This window comes from Erwinia tracheiphila (assembly GCF_021365465.1).
Classification (GTDB): domain Bacteria; phylum Pseudomonadota; class Gammaproteobacteria; order Enterobacterales; family Enterobacteriaceae; genus Erwinia; species Erwinia tracheiphila.
Map to the genome: position 1 here is coordinate 1,115,214 of NZ_CP089932.1, position 21,334 is coordinate 1,136,547.

Here is a 21,334-nt window from a genome sequence, read left to right on the forward strand (position 1 = left end):
ACCGCAGCAGTTTTCATAATGACCGTCAGCGTCAGCTCTAACGCTGGCTATATAATATTTTTCCATTTCACTGAATCTCTGGTTTTTGTTCTCATGGGCGAACTTTGCTCATCAGTCTAAAGAAGTTTCAGAGCACATTATTTTTCAGGCGTGATACAGGAAATAAAACTCTCAGGTATCTATTTGGGGTGAAGTAATGGCCATTTCCCTCCATTTTCCATAATTGCCTTTATAGACTCTTCCGGGTGATTATGACTGTACTCTCCCCAATAACGTTTTATTACAGAGCCATCGATTACCTGAATAAATGCATATAATCTGGACTGACTGTCTGACAGAATACATTTGCATCGGGAATTGTTACTGTCATACATCAACCCGTTAATTTCGATTTTGATGCTAATTGCAGCCATTTCTTTGACCTCATGATTTAAATTTTCTGGATTCAGAAGTGTCTACCCGCCATGACGCGCCACGTCCGGAATTTGCTTCCACAATCTTGCGGTCCATGATTCTTTCAGATGTGCAGGACTGGATGAGCGGTAGTGCGCCGTAATTACGCTGGTCCGGCCATTTCCCGTCACCTCCAGAGTCAGCCGATCGTCTCCTGCCCGGTTCCTGCTCATGCGGTAGTAACTGCCCGGCCGCGCCTGCCAGCTCGTCCCTTCTGAAATGGCGGATGCCGACCAGCCGGCGTTGCCCTGGCCACTGTTACGTGCGGCGGTGACGTCATCCTCTGATACAAACCCGTAATGTTCCTTGAGGCGCATGGCCACCGTATCCACGGGGACAGGTATCGTACCGGACTGCCAGCTGACCTCGTTGCGTGCCGGCGATTCTTCTGTTGTGCCGGTATGTTGCTGAGTGCCGGGATTAAGCCGTCGGGGAATATCGTTGAGCCTGAAATCATCAGGAATACTGCTGCACCCCGTCAGTGAGAGCATCAACGTGAGGATAGTCGGCGCTGCGGATGCTATCAGCGCCGGGGTAATGCCGTGCATCATCATTTTTATTTTCATCAACGGTGACCTTTTATTATTTTCGACAAGGGGATTCCCTGATGCTGACGCACCCAATTTTTAAATATTTGCTAATGGTTTATTTTTATTCTTTTATGACCGAACTTTTTAAATGAATTTTTCTGCGTAATTTTCCCATTCCGGCGTTATATACGCTTCCGGGTTTTTAATTCCCCGCAGTTCATCATCCTGCCAGAGGGAATCGAAATACCGGTTTTCATAATGTTTATCCAGCGCATCAGAGATGGATAAGGGTATTTCACTGCCATCTTTAAGTCGGGCGTAAAGATATTCCGGTGCCAGCCGGGTGCTGACGTCTCCCAGCCATGCCTCTCTTCTCAGCGTTTCACAAAAGGCCAGAAACGCATCCGTGCCTTTATTTTCCTCACCGGCATTGTGCATTAATCCGCTGAAGACATTCACACGCAGCCAGATGCCATTAATTTGCTTCAGACGAAAAATACTGACCGCAATATCATCAGTGCCTGTGCCCGGCTGCGGGAATTTTCTGTCACGGCGCACCAGGCGGATTTCCGGGATACCGGGTTCCCCTTCAGAAGACAGGTGTGTGGCCACCTCCCGCCAGTCTGATATGACGACCGGCCTGACGGGGCGGTCGTTCGTGCCGTCGAGCCAGGCGGATGACACGCCCGTCCAGGCGGCAATCTGCCTGATGACCGGCGCGGTCAGGTGGTCCAGCGTACTTTCGCGGCTTTCCAGCACGCTCAGCCTGATATTCAGCTCTGCCAGCATCGTGGCCACGCTGTGTACGCTCAGGCGGTGGGCGTCCATCAGCTGCCAGAACCGGTCATAAATGCGTGTGATCGCCGCGAGTTCAGGCATCAACGTCTCGGTCATCACGCCCTCCATCAGGGTATTCACCAGCTCGGCGGCTGAGATGCCCAGATTGCGCGATACCTCCGTGATAAACGTCCTGACGGCGGGGCGAAAGCGGATAGCAACCGGTGCGCCGGCTGTTTTTTTGCCGTCCGCAACCCGCCGGACCAGCTGCTGCATCTCCTCATTCTGCCCCAGTGCCATGCGGGAGATGAGGGTGGTAAGATTATGACGGTTCATAGTTCCCCTGGTGTTGGTCCGTATCCTGCGCTGAGGCCGTGCGCCCCGGTTGTATCCGCTGTGATGACACTACCAGGCCGGTCAGCGCCTGTATAACGGATAAATTCGATCGTTCAGATCGACTATATTCATGTAGCCAGTGTGAAGAAGCCTGAATGTTTTCAACAGGCGAAATTATTTTTTGCTGCTGAAAGATTTCCGGCGGATAACCATCACCGGCCAGGCTTCCCGGAAGGCCGGACGCCAGCGCCACTGGCTATTGCCGGTTCGGACGGCTAATTATGTCACCGTTTCACATGCTCCAGCCTGCTGACCCTAAAGGTAAAAAATTGTAGAATTCTGCATACCAGGCCAGTACGTTCAAATAAGGAAACAGGGAATGCTTGAACTCTTTGATGTCAGCTATGACGAACTGAAAACCACACGGTCAGAAGAACTCTACCGGTTGCGGAAAACAACCTTTAGTGACCGACTCGGGTGGGAAGTATTGTGCACCCAGGGAATGGAATCAGATGAGTTTGACGGGGACGGGACACGCTATATTCTTGGCCTGTCTGGGGACACGCTGGTTTGCAGCGTGAGATTTACTGGGCTTGAGCGGCCGAACATGATCACACACACTTTTAACGCCTGTTTCAACACTGTCAAACTACCGGACACGGGGATTGAGTCCAGCCGTTTTTTTGTAGATAAGGCCCGCGCTCGTGCTCTGCTTGGTGAGAGATTTCCCGTCAGTCAGGTTCTGTTTCTTGCAATGGTGAACTGGGCGCAACGAAGCGGTCACGACCACATACATACCATTGTCAGCCGTCCCATGCTGACCATAGTAAACCGCTCGGGCTGGCAGTTTACGGTGCTGAAGGAGGCTTTTCTCAGTGAACGGGAGCGTATTTACCTGCTGAAGCTGCCCGCCGGAGAGCAGGCACAGACCCAGCTTGCACAAGTAATTTTTGCTCAGACAAAGTGTGAAACCAACTCGCTGACTACCTGGCCACTGATGCTACCGATTTAATAAGGCCGAGTTCAATGCCGAGACGTACGGCCTGGGGCGTATTATTCACGCCCAGCTTGATCAGGACATTTTTCATATGAAATTTGACCGTGCTAAGAGATATTCCCGCAATGACCGCGATTTCGGCATGGGTTTTTCCCATGCTGACCCAATAAAAAACTTCGTTCTCACGAGGTGAAAAAATGGCTTTATCTTCTGCAAGCGCGGTATGCATTGTCCCGGAGAGGTCAGGGCCTGCGAGACGGTACATCTGCTCACAGAAATCAATAAGTAGCATCTGAAGAACCCCCTGCTCAGAAGACAATCGCTGCTGTTGCTCAAGTCCTCCCTGATCGTTCCCCTTAATAATAAACGACAGCAACGCCAGATTATTCATATGATCGTGCAACACAAAGGTAAATCCGTTAACAATATTGTATTGCCTGGACAAGGAGAAAATACGTGTGAAACGCAGCTCTGACATAAGTGTGATGTTTTCATCCCAGGAAAACGGTGAAGTCCTTCTGAAAGCGGTGAGAACCACCGGATCGGTTAACTGAAACTGCCCCTCATGATAAAGCCGCACCCATTCATCAGGGTAAGTTGAAATAATCAATACGTCGGAAGGATTCTTCTTACTGACGACAGTATACGCATACTCCATGCACCCAAATGGAGATAGTTTCCTGTCTATGTAACCCCTGAGCGTGTCTTTCAGCGTCTTATTTTCACGAAAAATTGAAAACATTCAGGCTCCATGCAATTTTTCCCAGCTATCTAATACAGCAGCTATACTTAAGTACAGTTAACTTAAAACTTAAGTACAGCTTACTTATCATTCCACCCCGATTACAATCAGTTTCGTTGTTCAGGTACAAAAAACCTTGCCTTTCAGGCTAGGCAATGAAACAGCCAACACCAGGGAACACCCTGCCCGGACGGAACACCCTTATAAAGTTCCGCCGGGAAGGGTAACTTATATTATGACCTGTTATGCCTTATTGCGATAAAGCGATTCTGAAAACAGAGGGGGTGATAACAGTCAGAGTGGGGGGCTTGCAGACAGTCGGCAGAACTACTACGCGACATTTATTTAACCCGTTAAATCAAGAATCATATTTGCACAAAACCAATTAAATAATTTTCACGATAAAGAAGTTTTTTACTGCAATATCAGAAATCAAAAAATTTTTTTAATATATTTACACCTGAAATTTAAAGGTGGACAAGATTTCAATTGTCATCATTGCATATTTAAGCTTTTTTAAAAATTAGTATTTCAATGACAGCCAAGACAAATGAAGATAAGCTATTCTAAAAATAGAATGAAAACCATTCATTTCAATTTTTTTTATAAAAATAAGGTCGGTCGGCGATATTTCTTTCAATATTAAATTAACTAAGTGGCGAAAATTTTTCACGCTGTGCTGTGCGATACCTGATAAGTGAAATGGCAGGTTAAGCCAACGACGCATTCTTTTTCGTTGGCCTCCTGGCTCAGTTCTTATTTCCGGCAGATAACCATTACGGCCCAGTCATCCCTGAATGCAGAGCGCCAGCGCCACTGGCGAAAGAGGATTTCCATCTGCATGACGGTCCTGGCCGACGGGGTGAAGGGAACGCTGAACACCCGACACTGGAAAGGCTGGCCGCTGTCCGTCAGTTCGCCATGCAGCCGGCGCAGCCGTGCCATTGTCAGAAGATGAGAGGAAACGATGACGGTATCGTTATGCCGCAGGGCAGCGCAGGTCGATACGCTGATGGCCTGCCAGAAGGCGCTCACCTGCCAGGCTTCCAGTCCCACGGTCGGCTGCCACGGGGCGAGATGCACCCATGCCCGCCCGCGACGTCGGCTGACCAGCGTCAGGCCGGGCCGCAGCAGACGTTCAGCCCGGCCCAGCGGACGCAGCAGAAAGGGCAGTGCGGACATCAGCGGCCACGCCAGCCAGAATTGCGTGTCATCAGCGGCGGTCAGGGCAAAGCAGGCCGCGCCGCAGAGCGTCAGCCAGGTGAAGAGAACAAAAAACACGATGCGCCGCTGCATATGACTTCTCTGAGTGTGAGGAGGTGTCATCAAAGCATCTGTCGGTTGATACAGCAGCGATAAACCCGATATCCGTGCCTGAACATTTACGCAAGCGGGATTTATACCCGCCCGCGCTCCGGCTTTTTCGTTGCAATTCTTCCCCCGGCTTTTAGCGTAACGGCTTTTTTACGGGGAAACGGGGGGTGGGGGGTGATGATGATGCGCATACCGGGGTGGCTGACGGGCAGGGGCAGGCAGGCGGTGAGCACACCCGCCACGGGGACGCAGGTTGGTCAGGGCGGGGCGTCAGGGTTTTATGCGGTGCGGTCGGGCAGGGACATGATGCAGACCAGTGAGCGGCAGCGTCTTATCCGGATGCTGTCGGACAACAGCCCGCTGTCCGGGCCGCTCACTCAGACATGGTGGCTGCGTCCGCTGGAAGAACTGGCCGCCAGGGTGCAGGCGTGCCCGGCGGCTTGGAGCGGGCCGTTCTCCGGTCCGGGCGGCTTTACCGACCTGAGCCTGAACGTGGCCGTGCGGGCGGTCCGTCTGGTGCGGGGCATGATGCTGCCGCCGGGTGCCACGCCGGAGGCGCAGTCGGAACAGGGACCAGGCTGGGTCTGTGCGGTTTACTGGGCAGGGCTGCTGCACCACCTTGACTGGCTGACGCAGATGGAGGGTGAGGTGCAGGGCGGGCGTGCCTGGTATCCGGGGCTGACCCTTCCGCAGGCGGCCTGGCGCGTGCGGCCGGGGACAGAGAGCCGCCCGATGCGCGGGACCTATATGGCTCTCACGTTGCTGCCCGCCGACGGTCTGGTCTGGCTCCAGCGCTGGCCGGCGCTGTCAGAAAGCCTGCTGACGTTTCTCTCCGGGCAGCGTGCACGGTCGGGCATTCTGAACGGCATTATCAGCGATGCCTTAACCAGCTGTGGGATGCGCATGGACATGTCTCAGGACAAACTATCTGAAACCGCCGCTGAATCGGGGTCCGGCATTACTGATGCATTGCCGCCTTCAGCACCGATAAAAACAGATGCGGATACCTGCACTCTCTTACCAGAAAGCAATCAGGGCGCGTTACCGGATACAGCTTCCGTATCGTCACTGGCGTCCGCGCTGGGCGCTGATGAGGCAGTCAGGCCAACGACTGAAAACGGCGACAGCGCCGGTGAGGGGCAGGATGGACGGCCGGATACCAGGGGACTGCTTTCCCTGCTTGACCTGATGGCGGAGGGTAAAAACGTGTCCGACCCTGACGGAGCGGTGACAGCTGATCCGGACGAAACGCGCGCTCCGCTTGTCGTGGAGAACGCCATCGAGGCAACGCGGCCTGAGGCAGACAGTCTTGGCGACGCCTTTCTGGCCTGGCTCAGGGCGGGCGTTGAGGACGGCACGCTGACGGTCAACGGGCAGGACAGCATCCTGCCCGTCCTGGCGCAGTTTGTATTTATGGTGTCACCGGGGTGCTTCTACCGCTACGCCGCCTCTGACGGCAGCCTTACCACGGACAAGGATGCGTTACAGAAAAGCTTTGAGGCGCTGGGGATACATCATTCACGAAAAGGTAAGGGGCTGTTTCATTATCACCAGTACGATTCGCCGGATAAAAGCGGGCGTTACACCAGAGTGTCAGGCTACATGATTAGCGCTGATCTTATTTTAAAAAAAGAAAGCTGTCCCGCAGACAGCATATGGTTTTCCGCAAAGAAATAATGCGTGATTTTTAACGTGATAATACGGGAATAATATGGAGCAGAGAATGACGTTTGAGGATATTTTGACGGAATATTTTTTCAGTAAATCACTCCGTCCGGCAACGGAATGGAGTTATCGTAAGGTCGTCCATTCTTTTTCGACCTGGGTTGGTGAAAATATTATGCCAGAGGATGTGGACAGACGTATGGTACTGAACTGGCGGCGTCGGGTTATTAATGATGAGGGACTGACCAAAATTACCTGGAATAATAAGCTGACGCACATGCGGGCAATATTTAATTTTGCCATCAGTCAGGGATTTATATCTTCAAAGGATAATTCGTTTAATGGCGCGATAGCGCGACCGGATGTTAAACGCAAAAAAACGCTGACCGATGAGCAAATCAAACGGATTTATTTGCTGATGGAGGCGAGAGTTGCCGATGAATATACCGGGCGAACGGGAATACGCAGAAATGCTCTGAGCCCGGCCTGGTTCTGGCTGACCGTTGTGGACACTCTTCGCCGGACAGGCATGAGACAGAATCAGCTGCTCCACATCAGGCTCTGCGACGTCAATTTAAAACATAACTGGATAAGCCTGCGTCCGGAGGGGGCCAAAAATCACCGGGAGCATCGCGTCCCCATCACCCGGCATCTCCGGCCCGGACTGGAGAGGCTTTACAATCTCTCGATTGAGCGCGATGCAAAGATGCACGACCAGCTTTTTAATCTCACCCGCTTTGACGGTCGGCGGAACGAGGTGAGTGAGAATATGGATCATCCGCCGCTGAGGGCTTTCTTCAGAAGGCTGTCTAACGAATGTGGTTTTGTGGTCAGCCCGCACCGTTTCAGACATACGATTGCCACTAACCTGATGAGTCTGCCTGAACGTAACCTCAAGATGGCGCAGGATCTGCTGGGACACTCGACGCCGGCGGTGACACTCCAGTATGTGGAAAGTGATATCGAGAAGGTCAGAAGCGTGCTTGAACAGCTGGATGCGGCATAGGATAAATCTTAAGTCAAATCTAAGTCGATGATTATCAATATGGAAAAAAAAGGACATAACGCTTTACAAAAGATTGACAAAGAAAGGATCTGAGGGTAAATACGTTCGTGAAGTATTTTTAATGGATGTGAGAAGTCCAGAGGATGCTTGAACATCCTCCGGACTTACAGTCCCGTGTTCAACAATGGTGCGGTAAGTGAACTACCAACATCATGCTGATGACCGCTATCTTGCCCGTTAAGGATCTCATCCCTTAACGAACAGGCTCTGAAGAAGTGGTGCCGGACTCGGAATCGAACCAAGGACACGGGGATTTTCAATCCCCGTGTTTGTGGAAATCACAGAATGGAGCACTCGTTCTCATCTGAATAAAGTTATTCAGGTGACGAAATGCATTAAAAAACTAAAGTCCTCCCGGTAGTTTCTACCAAAGGCGGTGAGGGTAAATCAACCCAGACCGCATACCTTGGTGGTTTTCTCGCCGATGCCGGCATTAAAACGCTCATCATCGACGGGGATCACGCGCAACCCACCGTCAGCAGCATGTACCCATTCACTTATGAAGCCCCCTGCGGTCTGTATGAATTACTCATGCAAACGGTGGACCTTTCCTGCCCAGAAAATATTATCTCCCATACCGATATCAATAATCTGGACGTCATAGTCTCTAACGACCCGCGTAACCTGTTGCCGACATATATGCTGAATGTTGCTGACGGGCGTGTGCGCCTGCGTAATGCCTTATCGACTCCTGTTTTCAGTCAGTATGACGTTATCCTGATTGACTCTCAGGGGTCACGTTCGGTCATGTCTGAACTGATAATCCTCGCGTCAACGGGCGATATGATTGGAATGGTCAAACCCGCTTTGGCAGACATTCGTGAGTTTATGCGTGGCACGGTAGCCCTGATGGAGGATTTACTGCCTTACACGGCATTTGGTATCAGCCTGCCGCGCATCCGCATGCTCGTGAACTGCATGAAGTATACCGTCCTCGCGCACTCTACAGTTGAACAGGCGAGACATATCATTTCTCACCGTGAATACAGTCAGCACGCGGACAAAATCGACATTGAGATGCTGAAAACCTGCATCTATCAACTGGATATCTACGAGCAGGGCCATGCTTCAGGTCTGCCTGTCCATCGCCTGGAGCGCAGAACCTCGCGTAAAAGCGACTCTGCCTTTGACTCAATGTATCAGCTTGCCTGCGAACTTTTTCCTGAGTGGAAACCCCGTTTCGATGCGTTTAATGGCACGGGAGAATTACATGACTGAAATTAGCGAAAAGTATGCCGGTCTTTGTTCATGGGATGCAGAACAGTGTGTGCTGGGTGGGCTGATGCTGGATAACGAGAGCTGGGATGACGTCGCGTTGCTGCTGAACAGCGATGATTTTTTTCACCGGGTCCATCGCGTTATTTTTGACGAAATGGCCGGCCTTGTTAAAGCAGGGCATCCTATTGATTTGATCACGCTGCACGACAGTATTGAAAACCGAGGCAAAGAGGCGCTGAAACAGGTTGGAGGATTTGCCTACCTGGCAGAATTGTCAAAGAACACGCCCAGCGCTGCCAATATTGTTGCCTACAGTGAAATCGTGGCCCGGTACAGTCGTGGTCGCCAGCTTGCAGCGATCGGTAATGACATCACGGATTCTGTCAACAAACCGGGTGCTGACATTGCGCTGATTATGGAGACGGCGGAGCAAAAAATCACCCGCCTGGCTGAGTCTACTGAACCGCAGCAGGCGGTCACCCTGCTGGATGGTATGGAAAGGTTGCTGAGCGAACTTGAGCGGCGCTGTCAGACGCCTGATGGCATAACCGGTACGGCGACCGGTTTTGACGATTTTGATGCCATGACCAGCGGTCTTCAGGCTGGCGACCTTATCCTGATAGCTGCCCGACCTTCAATGGGAAAAACGGCCCTTCTCATCAGTATGATGCTTAATTCACTGATGAACAGAGCCGAAGCGGTGGGGCAGTTCTACAGTCTTGAACAACCCACTGAGCAGATCCTGATGCGCATGGTGTCATCTCTTGGCAATGTCGAGTTACAGCGTCTCAAAAGCGGGCTGATGGATGATGAGGACTGGGCAAAAGTCTCGAACGCCTCCGCGTTGCTGATGGGGGATTTAAAGCACCGCCTGATAATTGATGATACCAGCGCACTTTCCCCCGCCATGTTGCGCATCCGTGCGCGGCGTAATGCCCGCCGCTACGGTCACCCATCTATTATTGGTCTGGATTATCTGCAACTTATGCGCTGTCCGGGGCAGGAAAACCGCACCCAGGAAATTGCAGAGATTTCCCGGTCCCTTAAGGCACTGGCAAAAGAGATGCACTGCCCGGTTGTTGCTCTCTCCCAGCTCAATCGCCAGCTCGAAAGTCGGGCTGACAAACGTCCCAATAACGGCGACCTCCGTGACTCCGGTGCCCTGGAGCAGGACGCGGATGTGATTGTCTTTATCTATCGGGATGAAGTGTATCACGACGATTCAGAGGATAAAGGACGCGCTGAACTCATTATCAGCAAGCAGCGTCAGGGGCCGACCGGAACGATCCGCCTGCAATTCGAGGGGCGGTACACGCGCTTTATCACAGAGCAGACTTGTCAGGTCAGGAGGTATGCATGAGCAACGTCCGTAACCTGAATCTTGGGGCCGCCATGCTTCAGCGGGGTAAATCGCCCGCGCAGAACGCCGAACCGTCCTCTGGAGCACCCTTACCCGTCAGCGAAATGGCAATGGTGCTGACTCTGGAGCAGCTGCGGCCCAATCCTGACAATCCCCGCAAGGGACGAAACCCGCGCTATGAAGAAATCAAGGCGTCAGTTCGCGCCCGTGGGCTGGACTCGATACCTAAAGTGACCCGCGATCCGGATGGTGAGGACGTCTATATCTTCAGTGATGGCGGTAATACCCGTTATCAAATCCTTTGCGAACTCTGGCAGGAAACCGGGGATGAGCGTTATTTCCGCGTTCATACCATATTCAAGCCGTGGCCGGGACGCCTGAAATGCCTGGTAGGACATCTGGCGGAAAATGAGGTGCGCGGTGATTTGACTTACATTGAAAAGGCTTTTGGCATTCATAAGGCCCGTATCATTCATGAAGAACAGCTGGGACGATGCGTTACGCTCAGAGAGCTGTCTGATTTATTAGGGAGTGAAGGTTATCCTATCGATCATTCGAGTGTGAGTCGTATGGAGGACACGCTCAGTTATCTCTATCCCCACATGCCACGACAGCTCGAAAGCGGCATGAGTCGCAGTCAGGTCATACCGCTTCTGAGTCTCCGGTCATCCGTCATCAAAGTATGGAAATCGTTCAGCGGTGAGGTTAATCCGGATTGTGATGCTGATGATATTTTCGGTGCTGTCTGTCGGGTGTTTGATGATCCTGACAGTTACTCTTTGGGCGTCTTTCGCGATGAACTGATAGGTCAGCTTCTTAAGGCTTTACCACATCCCAGCCTTAATTATGACCGCTGGCTTATTGAACTGGACCCGAAAGAGCAGAAGCGCCGGGAGCAGTTCGGAGAGCCGCCGTCAGCACCACTACTGACAAATACAGGCCAGCAAAAACCTTTGCTGCCGACCCCAGGTGTGGAGGGCGGTAAAGTTCAGGGCAATGAGCCCGTCATTACTGTTCTTCCTCCTGACACCTCATCGTCTACTCCGGAAACCGGCCTGCGCAGCGGTACGCTTATTACATCAACCCGCCCTGAACCGGCACCTGAAAAACCCATCCTCACTGAAGAATTCAGTGGAATAACCGGACTCTCTGATGATCCGGGCACGAAGGCGGGTAGCCAGCCACGTCGGGAGGTTCAGAACGATCTCTTTGGTGGACGTCAGGTGATATCGGGAGAAACCGGCATTACCGCCGATGACGCCCGGACAGGCACATCGCAATCGGGAACCGCTTTACTGGCATCTGCCTTCACTGATCACGATACGCCAGGCGTCAGCATGGAAAGCTCTGTTGCCTTTGCGGCGACCGGACTGGAGCCGGTCAGCGATATCTGGCATATCACAACGCTTCAGGATGATGTAGAGCACCTCCAGGATATGGCTTACCGGCTGGCCTACGAAATTGCTGAAGGGATGGGGTGCCACTCATGCGTCGTTGAAGATAAAAAGCCGACTTCAGCCGGTTTTTTTGTCTCAGAAAGCGCCCGTGAGTTCGGCCTCTTTCTGGCCGGGCTCTCCGGCTCGCTGCCCGACAAAACGTTTAACATGTTCATGTTCTGCCTGAACTTTTTTGGCTCTGAGAAACCGGCGGATACGCCGGTATTTGATGATATCACCGTGGTGAAAACCCTGCGTCTTATCCGGATTATCCGACGTCTGCGTGAGTTACAGCGCCAGGCTGCAACAGGAGGTAAACATGTCTGATGACCTGAATGATGAAATGGCCCAGGCCAGCACGGCACTGTTCACGCAACGCGGTATTGATGCCATCCGGGCGCAGGTTCACTCCACGCTGCCATCAAAAGACACCTGCGAATATTGCGGTGCAGATATTCCGCCTGCCAGACAAATCGCGGTGCCAGGCGTGTCGCTGTGCGCAGGCTGTCAGGACGTCAGGGAGCGCCAGCAGCGGCACCGTTCAGCCCAAAAAAGGGGGCTGCGCTATGGTGGATAACAAACTTCTTACACGTATTCGTCGCCTGATGGCGTTGGGGACCCGCAACAGCAACCCGCACGAGTCGGCACGCGCCGTGGCGCTGGCTCAGCGGCTGATGCAGCGTCATGGCCTGACCCCCGACATGCTCTCGCTGCACGACGTTGCTGAGACGGTGTGTCATCGACTGAACAGCAATGCAGAGAGCGTGCCTGCCTGGCTCAACTCGCTGGCCACGGTGGTTTGCATGGCCACCGGTTGTCGTTGCTGGTTTGGCTGGTATGTGCACACCACCCTCGGCGGTGTGAAGAGTCTTCGCCGGTCGCTGCATTTTTATGGCTTCAGCGAAAGGCCGGAGGTGGCGCTTTATATTTTTACGGTTCTTCAACGCCAGCTGCGGGCAGCGACTGACGGCCACATGGCTGGCTACCGCTCACGACGCATTCTGCCACGAACTCTTCGCCGCCGGGCCGATCAGTTTCGCGAAGGCTGGGTGGCCGGCGTCTGGCAGGTGTTGCAGTCATTTTCCTCAGCAGGAGAAGAGGAGGCGATGCTCAAATGCTGGCTGGCCCGGCGGCACAAAGAGAATTCTTTGTGCCAGCTGAACGTGCGTGAGGCGGGGCGCTATCGCGGCGACATGACGGCCCGCCTGGCGGGTGTGTTAGCGGGACGTGATGCCGACGTTCATCATGGGGTTAACGGAGCGCAGGCTCCACATCATATTTCAGCGGGAGGGTCTGCGCATGATTGATTTTCTGTTATGGGGTGCCTGCGTTGCCGGCTGGCTTTTTGATGCTTTTCTCGTTGCCAGTCAGGCGATGTCAGGAGGCGTGTTATGAGCCAGCATAATCTGTCACAGGCTACAACGACCATCCTCTCCTCGCTGCTGATGGATGTGAAAAACGGCAATATACGGCGCTGTGAGTCACTGGGTATGTCCGTCGATGAGATACGCGCACTCAGCCAGCTGAGCCTCGATGACCTGCACTATCTGAGCCAGTCACACGTCTCCGTGCTGGACGTTACCATCAATCACGAAAATTTTCGGCTGATGCTCAATCAGGCGCGTAATGAACAGAAACGCATGCTGATGATTGACCGGGCGCTTGAACTGGGCGGGTCAATGGACCTGATGGACAAATACTTCGGCATGTCACCCTCTGAGGTGAGTGCCCGCCGTCGCCTGATGGGTATTGAAACCCGTCAGGGACGTACCCAGTCGCTGACTGAGCCGCAGGATACGGCGCTCTGGGCGGAATGGAAGGTGGCCGGCCTCACGTCGCCGGACTCCCATCAGGCGCTGGAAGCGATGATGCTGGCTGCGGAACAGTACAGTCTGTCACTGACGGCGGTCTGGACCCGCGTTTCCCAGTGGTGTCGTGAGGTGAACATTTCCCGCAAACCGGATGCATCCCGGCGCAGGGAGGCATGATGGAAATGCGTGATTTCTCCGTTCGTCAGCAGGTCTCACCGGCCGTGCGCCGCCGCGCTCACCAGCTGTTCAACGCCGCCCGGACCGGTAAAAAGGTCTACCGGCGACTGAACCTCAATGGCTATCTGAAAATTGATGTCGGGCCCTTCTGGCGCATTCTGAGCAAAGACGGCGGTCACCGGTGGTGGCTGATGGACCATGAGACGTATAACCGGGAAATACGCCGGTAACGGAATACTGCTGAAGACCGTCCGGTGCCGGGTTTATCCCGGCACTGTGCCGTCTCAGTCTGAGAAGGAGAGTAAAAAATGACCATTCCGCCAGACAGTATCGTGGCGCATACGCTGTCACGTATGCTGCGCAACCTTGAGCAGCGAACCGACACGGGTGACGTCAGCCAGGAGCGCAGTGGCCTGCTGTTTATGGGGAACGTACATGATGCGTTTCCTCGCCGGCTGTTTCTGGACACGCGCCTGTCGCCGCTCGATAAAACCGCGTGGGTGATGATCCGACTTTACGCGCAGCAGAACGATGGCGCGATTTTTCCCACCTATGACGAGTTGCAGGTGCAGCTGGCTTCAGCCCACTCCGATAAGGCGTCGCGGGACACGGTCAGTCGGGTTCTGCTGATGCTGCGTCTTACCGGCTGGTTGAGCCTTTGCAAGCGGGTTCGGGACAATCTGGGACGTGTGCGCGGCAATATATATGCCCAGCATGATGAACCACTGGGCTACCGTGATGCTGAGACGTTCGATCCGGAATGGCTGACGCTGGTAGAAGAGAGCTGCCTGAGTAAAAATAAGTCCATCCGCATGACGGCGCTGGCCGTGGTCAATGATATTTTGCAGGACCCCGGCATGCGTCACCGTCACAGTCGTCTGGTATTGATTGAAGGCCGCCTGGCTTCACCGTCCACGCCCGCAGAAATGGCTTATCAGGGTAAGAGAAAATCGCGGAGTCCGGAAAACGGACCCGGGCAGCAAAGCACGAAAAACAGGCAAAAAACACCGGGTTCGAAAAATGAACTCAGTGCCCATCCGGAGAAGAATAAGCCGGGTCCGGAATCAGGACTCAGTCATAAATCAATGAGTTACACCGGAGTCCGAAATCCGGACCGTAACGTACGTAATTTCACACAGAGTGTGAATAAAAAAACGTACGAAGCGGGCGAGGGGCTGTCGCTACTGCCAGAAGCGTTTATCAACCAATTGAACGCTGACGACCGGCAGATGCTGCTTGAGCAAATGGACTCCCTGCCGCCGGACACGTCGAAGATACTGGCCGGGCTGCTCAGTGAACAGCTTGCCAGCCGGAAGTTGTCAAATCCGGTTGGCTGGATGTTTGCCATGCTGCGTCGCGCCCGCAATGGCGACCTGAAGGTGGCAGAGCCTGCCGGTGACAAGCCCCGACAGCAGCCTGCTCAGGCAGCCAGACGGCCTGAGCCAGCTGATAAAACCGTTTCCGGTCTGCCAGCCAGGCGGGCGTCACAGGAACAGGTCAGGGCGGCAATTGCTGCGATCCGGCAGCAAACAGTTGCCCAGTAGCAGCTAGTAGTGCGGCCCATGAATTTGCTTAAAAAATAACCTTTTTGCGGGCCGCAACAAGACTAAAAAATGTACAGATTATAATTTCAGCGCACCGTTTATCAGAATTACATTGTGGCAAACCCTACTGTTTCAGCATGCAGTTGTATAACATTCAGTGGTGTGATCTGTGAATGTGGTTAAAAAACGACCTTGTTGCGGCCCGCAACAAGAGCAAAAAATGTACAGCGTATAATTTCAGTCCACCGGTTATCAGTTTCACATTGTTGCAAACCCTGCTGTTTCAGGACCATGCCTGTGGATCTTAACTGAACACAGGTGACAACGATGGCAGAAAAGAAAAACCGGGCCGGAGCCCTTCAGTCCGAACTCCGTATTGAACTCCACACCAATTATGCAATTGGGCTGTGGGAAGGGCGCAGGGCTGAAAAGCGGGATGATGGTAAAAAAGGAAAGCAGCCGATCATGGGGATGCCACAGTTTCTCCATCGTGCCACGCTGATTAACAGGGATTCCCTGCAAAATAATCCCTGGGCCGATGCGGTCATGCTGGCGCTGGAAGAAAAGCTGGAGTATGCCAGTCAGCAAATGGCTCAACTGATCGACACGCTGGAGAAACAGATGCGCGTGGTGCCTTCTGGCGTCAGCATCAGCGATGCGCAGGCCGCAGAAACGCTCGATTTGTCCGTATTCAGCAGTACGCCACTGGGCTACCGCTGTGTGTTCCTGCTGATGGGCTTCGACCAGTTCGCAAAAAAGGTGCTCCAGGCCGCTCACTACGGAGTTATTTCCCGCAACCAGCGTTATGAGCTGCTGGGCGATGGCAGCCGCTTGTTGCGCGAAATCTACGGGTGTGTGCTTCGCTATCGCCAGGTCAGCGCCACCCGGGATGATGCGGTGCTGAATAATGAGGCCTGGAAGCAGGCATGTGAAGCAATCGGTGAGCCTGACAGGGGCGTACTGCTTGGTGAAAAGCGTTCGGCCTTTTCGCCGCCGGCCGATCAGGCCAGTATCATTCTTCTGCGTCAGTCTTACCCGGCTGGCTGACCGCAGGAGGGAGGACATGCGGCTGTTTATCTGTGAAAAGCCCTCACAGGGGCGCGATCTGGCGGGCGTCCTGTGTGCGACCAGACGGGGCGAGGGCTTTCTGGCCGGTACCGGTGTCACCGTGACCTGGGCGGTGGGACACCTGCTGGAAAACGCACCCCCGGAAGCCTACGGGGAGCAGTATGGCAAACCCTGGACGCTATCCTCACTGCCGATCCTGCCGTCCCCCTGGCAGGTGGTGGTGAAAAAGGAGACGCGGGATCAGTTCAGAGTGATTGAGCGCCTCCTGCGACAGGTTGATGAGGTGGTCATTGCCACCGATGCGGATCGTGAAGGTGAAGTGATTGCGCGTGAGCTGCTGGAATACTGCCGCTGGGAAGGGCCGGTACAGCGGCTGTGGCTGTCGGCGCTGGATGAAAGCAGTATCCGTGCGGCGCTCAACAACCTGCGTCCGGGGGCGGAGACGCTGGGCATGTATCATGCGGGGCTGGGTCGCGCCCGCGCCGACTGGCTGACCGGCATGAACCTTTCACGCCTCTATACGCTGCGTGCGGCCGAGGCGGGGTTTGATGACGTTGTCTCGGTTGGCCGGGTGCAGACGCCGACGCTGGCTCTGGTGGTACGACGTGACAGGGAGATAGCGGCATTCGTACCAAAACCCTACTGGCAGGTGAAAGCGTTGCTGAGTGCGGGGGGCATGACCTTCCCTGCACAATGGGTGCCGGCGGCGGTCTATACCGATGAGGAAAAGCGCTGTGTTAATCAACATATCGCGCAGCAGGTGGCGCAGCTGTGTCGGCAGACCGGCGTGGCGGTGGTCACGCAGTGTGAAACCCGGCGGGAAAAGTCGCCCGCGCCGCTGGCATTTTCTCTCGGCACCCTGCAACAGGCGTGTGGCAGGCTTTGGGACATGTCGCCTCAGCAGGTACTGGACATCGCGCAGAGTTTGTACGAAAAGCACAAAGCCTCGACCTACCCACGAACCGACTGTGGCTATCTGCCTCACTCGATGCGCGAGGAGGTGGGCAGCGTGCTTGACGCTATCAGCCGTACCGACCCGGAGTGTATGCCGGTTTTATCGGGGCTCGATCCGACGTTTGTTTCCCGCATCTGGAATGATAAAAAAATCACTGCCCACCACGGCATTATCCCCACCCGGAATGCGTTCCAGCTTGCGGCGCTGAATGAGGATGAGCGCCGCGTCTTCACGCTCATCCGCCGCAACTATCTGGCGCAATTTCTGCCGCTGAACGAGTCGGATATGACCCGCGCAGAGTTTGACATTGGCGGACAGCTGTTTCGCACCACAGGCCGGACCGAAGTGGTCAGAGGATGGAGGCTGCTTTTTGATAAAGGGGGAGACGATGAAAGGGCCGATGAAGATGAGGCCACGGCGGTGCTTCCTCCGCTGGAGAAAGAGGCGCGTTGTGGCGTAAACAGTGCTGAGGTGGCCCAGATGATGACCCGGCCGCCTGCACATTACACCTTTGCCACGTTAATCGGCGCGATGATGAACGCATCCGCCTTTGTGACCGATCTGGCCCTGAGACGGGTGCTGAAAGAGAACGCCGGTCTGGGTACGGAGGCGACCCGCGCCGGTATCGTTGAGCAGCTTCTGAAACGGGGCTTTATCGTGCGTAAAGGCAGCAAAGTGATGGCGACCTGTAGCCGCGAAAATTGTTTGATACTGATTTGAAGGGTATTTGATTTGTATTAGTCGCGACTTGATCTGACACTGGACCTTGAAAGGTTGAGAGTTACCGGTTTTGATATGGGTGTCTAATCCTTAAACAAAACGCGAGGTAACTCTCATGATTCATACTAACAATCCCATCATCAAACACAAAGCCGGCCTGCTCAATCTCGCCGAAGAACTCGGTAACGTATCAAAAGCCTGCAAGATCATGGGCGTGTCACGCGACACGTTTTACCGTTATCAGGAACTGGCTGCTGAAGGCGGCATCGATGCGCTGATTAACCAGAACCGCCGCGTCCCCAACCTGAAGAACCGCGCCGACGAAGCCACTGAACGCGCTGTTGTTGAATATGCCGTTGAGTTCCCGGCCCACGGGCAACACCGGACCAGTAATGAGCTGCGTAAAAAAGGCGTGTTTATCTCCGGTAGCGGCGTGCGCTCCATCTGGCAACGGCACGACCTGGAGAACTTCCGTAAACGCCTGAAGGCACTTGAGGAAAAGGTCGCCAGAGAAGGCATCGTGCTTACCGACGCTCAAATCGCAGCGCTGGAGAAGAAGGCCCACGATGACGAGGCCAGCGGAGAAATCGAAACTGCTCACCCGGGTTATCTCGGGTCGCAGGACACCTTCTACGTGGGCAATCTGAAAGGTGTGGGTCGTATCTACCAGCAGACGTTCGTGGATACGTACTCGAAAGTGGCACACTGCAAGCTGTATACGAGTAAAACGCCGATCACCGCCGCAGACCTGCTCAATGATCGCGTACTGCCGTTCTACGAGGCTCAGGGACTGCCGATGCTGAGGATCCTGACCGACAGGGGAACGGAGTACTGTGGTAAGGTGGAGCAGCATGATTACCAGCTGTATCTGGCCATCAACGATATCGACCATACAAAAACGAAGGCGATGTCTCCGCAGACGAACGGCATCTGCGAGCGCTTCCATAAAACTATTTTGCAGGATTTTTATCAGGTTACGTTCCGTAAGAAGTTATACGAAGACCTGGAGAGCCTGCAAACGGATCTGGACAACTGGTTGTGGCATTACAATAATGAGCGAACTCATCAGGGAAAAATGTGCTGCGGGCGTACGCCAATGGCCACGTTACTTGATGGTAAACGAGTCTGGGCAGAAAAAAATCTGAACCAGATGTAATCTGACAGACACCTGTATAAATAACCGGTAACTGTCAGATCAGGTCTGAGCTAGTACATTTGATTCGCGGTGATACCCCTCCGGCTAATATCAAATACCTTCCAAATAAGCGCAATTTTCAACCGATAAAACCACTTCTAACCTTCTATATTTCCTTCCACTGGACTGTCCGATCCCGTCGAGTTAGTGTGCGCCGCACTACAGGCCTGTAGATTTCTTAGTCGCTTAGAAGGAATTGACCATGAACTTTAATCAGATTCGCCAGACCATGACTGACGATGCGTATGACGTTATTTCAACCTTCGGTCAGACGACCTCACTGACTCTACAGGCCATCGCCTACATAACCGGACAACGTGAACACGCCACCCGCTTCATACTTGAGCAAATGGCGGTGTTTGATGTAGCCGTCGAAAATAACGGCCTGTGGTGCCTTTCAGAAGGGTTTAAAGCCTCGATGCATCAATCTCAAGGCTGAAGTTGCATATAACCAACTCAAACGCCTTATGGCCGTTATTACTGCCTACTGAGTACGTTGTATTAACTGTCATCATCTCCAGCCCTTCAAACACCCGGCGCATGTCCGGGTGATCGTTAACTGAGATAATCATCCTCCCTTGGCATCTGCGTGCCAGTTCTGCCATTGCGGCATACTCTTCAAGACCGAACGGTACGCCGTAACCCTGCGTTTGCCAGTACGGCGGGTCAAGGTAAAACAGCGTGTCTGGCCTGTCGTAACGGGTTATACATGTTTTCCAGTCCAGATGTTCTATTGTTACCCGATGCAGACGCAGCCAGGCCTCTGACAGCGTTTCTCCCAGCCGTAACAGGTTTAATTTCGAAGGGCCTGTAGCGCTGGTGCCAAATGTTCGCCCCTCTGCTTTGGCTCCAAAGGATAATTTTTGCAGATAGTAGAACCTAGCCGCTCGTTGTATATCAGTCAGCGTTTCAGGGGGCGTATCTTTGAGCCACTGGAATATTTCGCGGCTGGTTAAAGCCCATTTAAACTGCTTTATAAACTCTTCGAGGTGATTCTGGATAACCCGGTAAAGGTTAACGATGTCGCTATTAATATCGTTCAGTACTTCGGCCTTCGATGGCTCTTTCATAAAGAAAAGCGCAGCACCGCCACAGAAAGGCTCAACGTAGCAGGTATGCGCTGGAAACAAAGGCAAGAGAGACTTAGCCAGTTTACGCTTACCTCCAACCCAGGGAATGACTGTTGTAACCATTGAACTAACTCCATTATCAGAATTGCTGATCAATTTGAATTTATTGATCGCTAAACCCGATGATATGCATAGTTATAGTTCATGGCCTGCTATGCTCAGGTAGCACTCATCCTGTGCTTTGCCTGAGTGGGGGGTAAACTCTTTGATTACAGTGCAGCAATGTATTATCGTTTGCTTTCTTCAATTGAAAGGTGCCGGTTAAATGTTAGAATATTTATTTCTTCTTTGTTCAAGGCATATCTCTGTAAGAAGAGCAAGAGCCTTCTTCAACAGCAGCCACATGGCAGAAAAAAAGAAAATAAAATATTGTTAAAAACAGGTATTGTCTTTGAAGGGAAGTCTACTATTGTCGCTCCGTTTTATTATGAATTCGGAAAGATATCCATCGGGAAAAATCTTTACATTAATTCAGGCTGCACTTTTCTGGACAATGCGCCAATAAATATTGGAGATAATACGTTAATTGGTCCTAATGTTAATATTTGTACCGTTACTCACGTTGTCAATCCGTGTGATAGGCATATTAATGTCATTAAACCTATTTGGATAGGTAATAACGTTTGGATTGGTGCTGGGACGGTAATTTTACCTGGTGTATCCATTGGTGATAACAGCGTCATTGGTGCCAATAGTGTAGTCAATTGTGATGTCCCACCAAACGTCCTATATGCTGGCTCGCCTGCTAAACTCATAAAACAACTTGTATCTTGAGATTATCTAAACGCCAGCGAACTGGCGTTTTCTTTGCAATCCAGTCTCTGCCAGAGAGATATGGTC

The 21,334-nt window shown here is 53.0% G+C and carries 19 protein-coding genes and 2 pseudogenes; 16 read left to right on the top strand and 5 right to left on the bottom strand.

Annotation, left to right across the window (positions count from 1 at the left end; genetic code table 11):
- Positions 1-455: 455 nt before the first annotated feature.
- Both LU633_RS05710 and LU633_RS05715 read right to left on the bottom strand, forming a co-directional pair.
- A complete protein-coding gene (locus LU633_RS05710) occupies positions 456-1,019 on the bottom strand; it encodes a hypothetical protein (protein ID WP_016192677.1) in 564 nt (187 codons plus the stop codon).
- Between the two features lie 108 nt (positions 1,020-1,127).
- On the bottom strand, positions 1,128-2,096 hold the full coding sequence (locus tag LU633_RS05715; RefSeq protein WP_016192678.1) for a hypothetical protein: 969 nt from the start codon (positions 2,094-2,096) through the stop codon (positions 1,128-1,130).
- 379 nt (positions 2,097-2,475) lie between these two features.
- Here LU633_RS05715 and LU633_RS05720 point away from each other — a divergent pair, with 379 nt between their 5' ends.
- Positions 2,476-3,108 (top strand): acyl-homoserine-lactone synthase, encoded by a 633-nt coding sequence (locus tag LU633_RS05720; RefSeq protein ID WP_016192680.1) that lies wholly within the window; start codon positions 2,476-2,478, stop codon positions 3,106-3,108.
- On the opposite strand, the gene LU633_RS05725 is transcribed toward LU633_RS05720, so the two are convergent.
- Both LU633_RS05725 and LU633_RS05730 read right to left on the bottom strand, forming a co-directional pair.
- Complete coding sequence (locus LU633_RS05725) at positions 3,080-3,835, bottom strand: helix-turn-helix transcriptional regulator (protein ID WP_040465835.1); 756 nt, start codon at positions 3,833-3,835, stop codon at positions 3,080-3,082. The two genes, LU633_RS05720 and LU633_RS05725, sit on opposite strands and share 29 nt — an antisense overlap.
- Before the next feature lie 756 nt (positions 3,836-4,591).
- On the bottom strand, positions 4,592-5,131 hold the full coding sequence (locus LU633_RS05730) for a hypothetical protein (protein WP_016192683.1): 540 nt from the start codon (positions 5,129-5,131) through the stop codon (positions 4,592-4,594).
- A 195-nt stretch (positions 5,132-5,326) separates the two neighbouring features.
- On the opposite strand from LU633_RS05730, the gene LU633_RS05735 reads away from it, so the two are divergent.
- The 14 genes and pseudogenes from LU633_RS05735 to LU633_RS05800 all read left to right on the top strand — a co-directional run bounded on the left by LU633_RS05735 (position 5,327) and on the right by LU633_RS05800 (position 19,803).
- Complete coding sequence (locus tag LU633_RS05735) at positions 5,327-6,826, top strand: TraI domain-containing protein (RefSeq protein ID WP_016192684.1); 1,500 nt, start codon at positions 5,327-5,329, stop codon at positions 6,824-6,826.
- 46 nt (positions 6,827-6,872) lie between these two features.
- On the top strand, positions 6,873-7,820 hold the full coding sequence (locus LU633_RS05740; protein WP_016192685.1) for a tyrosine-type recombinase/integrase: 948 nt from the start codon (positions 6,873-6,875) through the stop codon (positions 7,818-7,820).
- Between the two features lie 399 nt (positions 7,821-8,219).
- Positions 8,220-9,098 (top strand): annotated as a pseudogene (locus LU633_RS05745) (ParA family protein); the annotation flags it as partial.
- Complete coding sequence (gene dnaB-PI / locus LU633_RS05750; protein ID WP_016192687.1) at positions 9,091-10,458, top strand: SPI-7-type island replicative DNA helicase; 1,368 nt, start codon at positions 9,091-9,093, stop codon at positions 10,456-10,458. The pseudogene LU633_RS05745 and the gene dnaB-PI, both read left to right, overlap by 8 nt.
- On the top strand, positions 10,455-12,221 hold the full coding sequence (locus tag LU633_RS05755; RefSeq protein ID WP_016192688.1) for a ParB family protein: 1,767 nt from the start codon (positions 10,455-10,457) through the stop codon (positions 12,219-12,221). Before dnaB-PI ends, LU633_RS05755 begins: the two co-directional genes overlap by 4 nt.
- On the top strand, positions 12,214-12,471 hold the full coding sequence (locus LU633_RS05760) for a TraR/DksA C4-type zinc finger protein (RefSeq protein ID WP_016192689.1): 258 nt from the start codon (positions 12,214-12,216) through the stop codon (positions 12,469-12,471). Before LU633_RS05755 ends, LU633_RS05760 begins: the two co-directional genes overlap by 8 nt.
- A complete protein-coding gene (locus LU633_RS05765; protein ID WP_016192690.1) occupies positions 12,461-13,201 on the top strand; it encodes a DUF2786 domain-containing protein in 741 nt (246 codons plus the stop codon). Before LU633_RS05760 ends, LU633_RS05765 begins: the two co-directional genes overlap by 11 nt.
- Positions 13,202-13,285: 84 nt before the next feature.
- On the top strand, positions 13,286-13,882 hold the full coding sequence (locus LU633_RS05770; protein ID WP_016192691.1) for a DUF2857 domain-containing protein: 597 nt from the start codon (positions 13,286-13,288) through the stop codon (positions 13,880-13,882).
- On the top strand, positions 13,882-14,112 hold the full coding sequence (locus LU633_RS05775; protein WP_016192692.1) for a ParE family toxin-like protein: 231 nt from the start codon (positions 13,882-13,884) through the stop codon (positions 14,110-14,112). Before LU633_RS05770 ends, LU633_RS05775 begins: the two co-directional genes overlap by 1 nt.
- A 78-nt stretch (positions 14,113-14,190) precedes the next feature.
- On the top strand, positions 14,191-15,426 hold the full coding sequence (locus tag LU633_RS05780; RefSeq protein ID WP_016192693.1) for an STY4528 family pathogenicity island replication protein: 1,236 nt from the start codon (positions 14,191-14,193) through the stop codon (positions 15,424-15,426).
- Positions 15,427-15,753: 327 nt separating this feature from the next.
- On the top strand, positions 15,754-16,473 hold the full coding sequence (locus LU633_RS05785; RefSeq protein WP_016192694.1) for a PFL_4669 family integrating conjugative element protein: 720 nt from the start codon (positions 15,754-15,756) through the stop codon (positions 16,471-16,473).
- A 16-nt stretch (positions 16,474-16,489) separates the two neighbouring features.
- A pseudogene (locus LU633_RS05790) lies at positions 16,490-18,136 on the top strand (DNA topoisomerase III); the annotation flags it as partial.
- Between the two features lie 148 nt (positions 18,137-18,284).
- Complete coding sequence (locus tag LU633_RS05795; protein WP_046371813.1) at positions 18,285-19,325, top strand: IS481 family transposase; 1,041 nt, start codon at positions 18,285-18,287, stop codon at positions 19,323-19,325.
- A 241-nt stretch (positions 19,326-19,566) separates the two neighbouring features.
- Positions 19,567-19,803, top strand: a complete 237-nt coding sequence (locus tag LU633_RS05800) for a hypothetical protein (RefSeq protein WP_040465837.1) — start codon at positions 19,567-19,569, stop codon at positions 19,801-19,803.
- On the opposite strand, the gene LU633_RS05805 is transcribed toward LU633_RS05800, so the two are convergent.
- A complete protein-coding gene (locus LU633_RS05805) occupies positions 19,772-20,557 on the bottom strand; it encodes a DNA adenine methylase (protein ID WP_016192697.1) in 786 nt (261 codons plus the stop codon). The genes LU633_RS05800 and LU633_RS05805 overlap by 32 nt on opposite strands.
- A gap of 126 nt (positions 20,558-20,683) precedes the next feature.
- Between LU633_RS05805 and LU633_RS05810 the strand changes: the two genes are divergently transcribed.
- Positions 20,684-21,268 (top strand): sugar O-acetyltransferase, encoded by a 585-nt coding sequence (locus LU633_RS05810; protein ID WP_016192698.1) that lies wholly within the window; start codon positions 20,684-20,686, stop codon positions 21,266-21,268.
- Positions 21,269-21,334: the final 66 nt, after the last annotated feature.

Bases quoted from the DNA above. Each gene is read 5' to 3' on its own strand.
- LU633_RS05710 (WP_016192677.1), bottom strand. From the start codon at position 1,019: ATGAAAATAAAAATGATGATGCACGGCATTACCCCGGCGCTGATAGCA.
- LU633_RS05715 (WP_016192678.1), bottom strand. From the start codon at position 2,096: ATGAACCGTCATAATCTTACCACCCTCATCTCCCGCATGGCACTGGGG.
- LU633_RS05720 (WP_016192680.1), top strand. From the start codon at position 2,476: ATGCTTGAACTCTTTGATGTCAGCTATGACGAACTGAAAACCACACGG.
- LU633_RS05725 (WP_040465835.1), bottom strand. From the start codon at position 3,835: ATGTTTTCAATTTTTCGTGAAAATAAGACGCTGAAAGACACGCTCAGG.
- LU633_RS05730 (WP_016192683.1), bottom strand. From the start codon at position 5,131: ATGCAGCGGCGCATCGTGTTTTTTGTTCTCTTCACCTGGCTGACGCTC.
- LU633_RS05735 (WP_016192684.1), top strand. From the start codon at position 5,327: ATGATGATGCGCATACCGGGGTGGCTGACGGGCAGGGGCAGGCAGGCG.
- LU633_RS05740 (WP_016192685.1), top strand. From the start codon at position 6,873: ATGACGTTTGAGGATATTTTGACGGAATATTTTTTCAGTAAATCACTC.
- dnaB-PI (WP_016192687.1), top strand. From the start codon at position 9,091: ATGACTGAAATTAGCGAAAAGTATGCCGGTCTTTGTTCATGGGATGCA.
- LU633_RS05755 (WP_016192688.1), top strand. From the start codon at position 10,455: ATGAGCAACGTCCGTAACCTGAATCTTGGGGCCGCCATGCTTCAGCGG.
- LU633_RS05760 (WP_016192689.1), top strand. From the start codon at position 12,214: ATGTCTGATGACCTGAATGATGAAATGGCCCAGGCCAGCACGGCACTG.
- LU633_RS05765 (WP_016192690.1), top strand. From the start codon at position 12,461: ATGGTGGATAACAAACTTCTTACACGTATTCGTCGCCTGATGGCGTTG.
- LU633_RS05770 (WP_016192691.1), top strand. From the start codon at position 13,286: ATGAGCCAGCATAATCTGTCACAGGCTACAACGACCATCCTCTCCTCG.
- LU633_RS05775 (WP_016192692.1), top strand. From the start codon at position 13,882: ATGGAAATGCGTGATTTCTCCGTTCGTCAGCAGGTCTCACCGGCCGTG.
- LU633_RS05780 (WP_016192693.1), top strand. From the start codon at position 14,191: ATGACCATTCCGCCAGACAGTATCGTGGCGCATACGCTGTCACGTATG.
- LU633_RS05785 (WP_016192694.1), top strand. From the start codon at position 15,754: ATGGCAGAAAAGAAAAACCGGGCCGGAGCCCTTCAGTCCGAACTCCGT.
- LU633_RS05795 (WP_046371813.1), top strand. From the start codon at position 18,285: ATGATTCATACTAACAATCCCATCATCAAACACAAAGCCGGCCTGCTC.
- LU633_RS05800 (WP_040465837.1), top strand. From the start codon at position 19,567: ATGAACTTTAATCAGATTCGCCAGACCATGACTGACGATGCGTATGAC.
- LU633_RS05805 (WP_016192697.1), bottom strand. From the start codon at position 20,557: ATGGTTACAACAGTCATTCCCTGGGTTGGAGGTAAGCGTAAACTGGCT.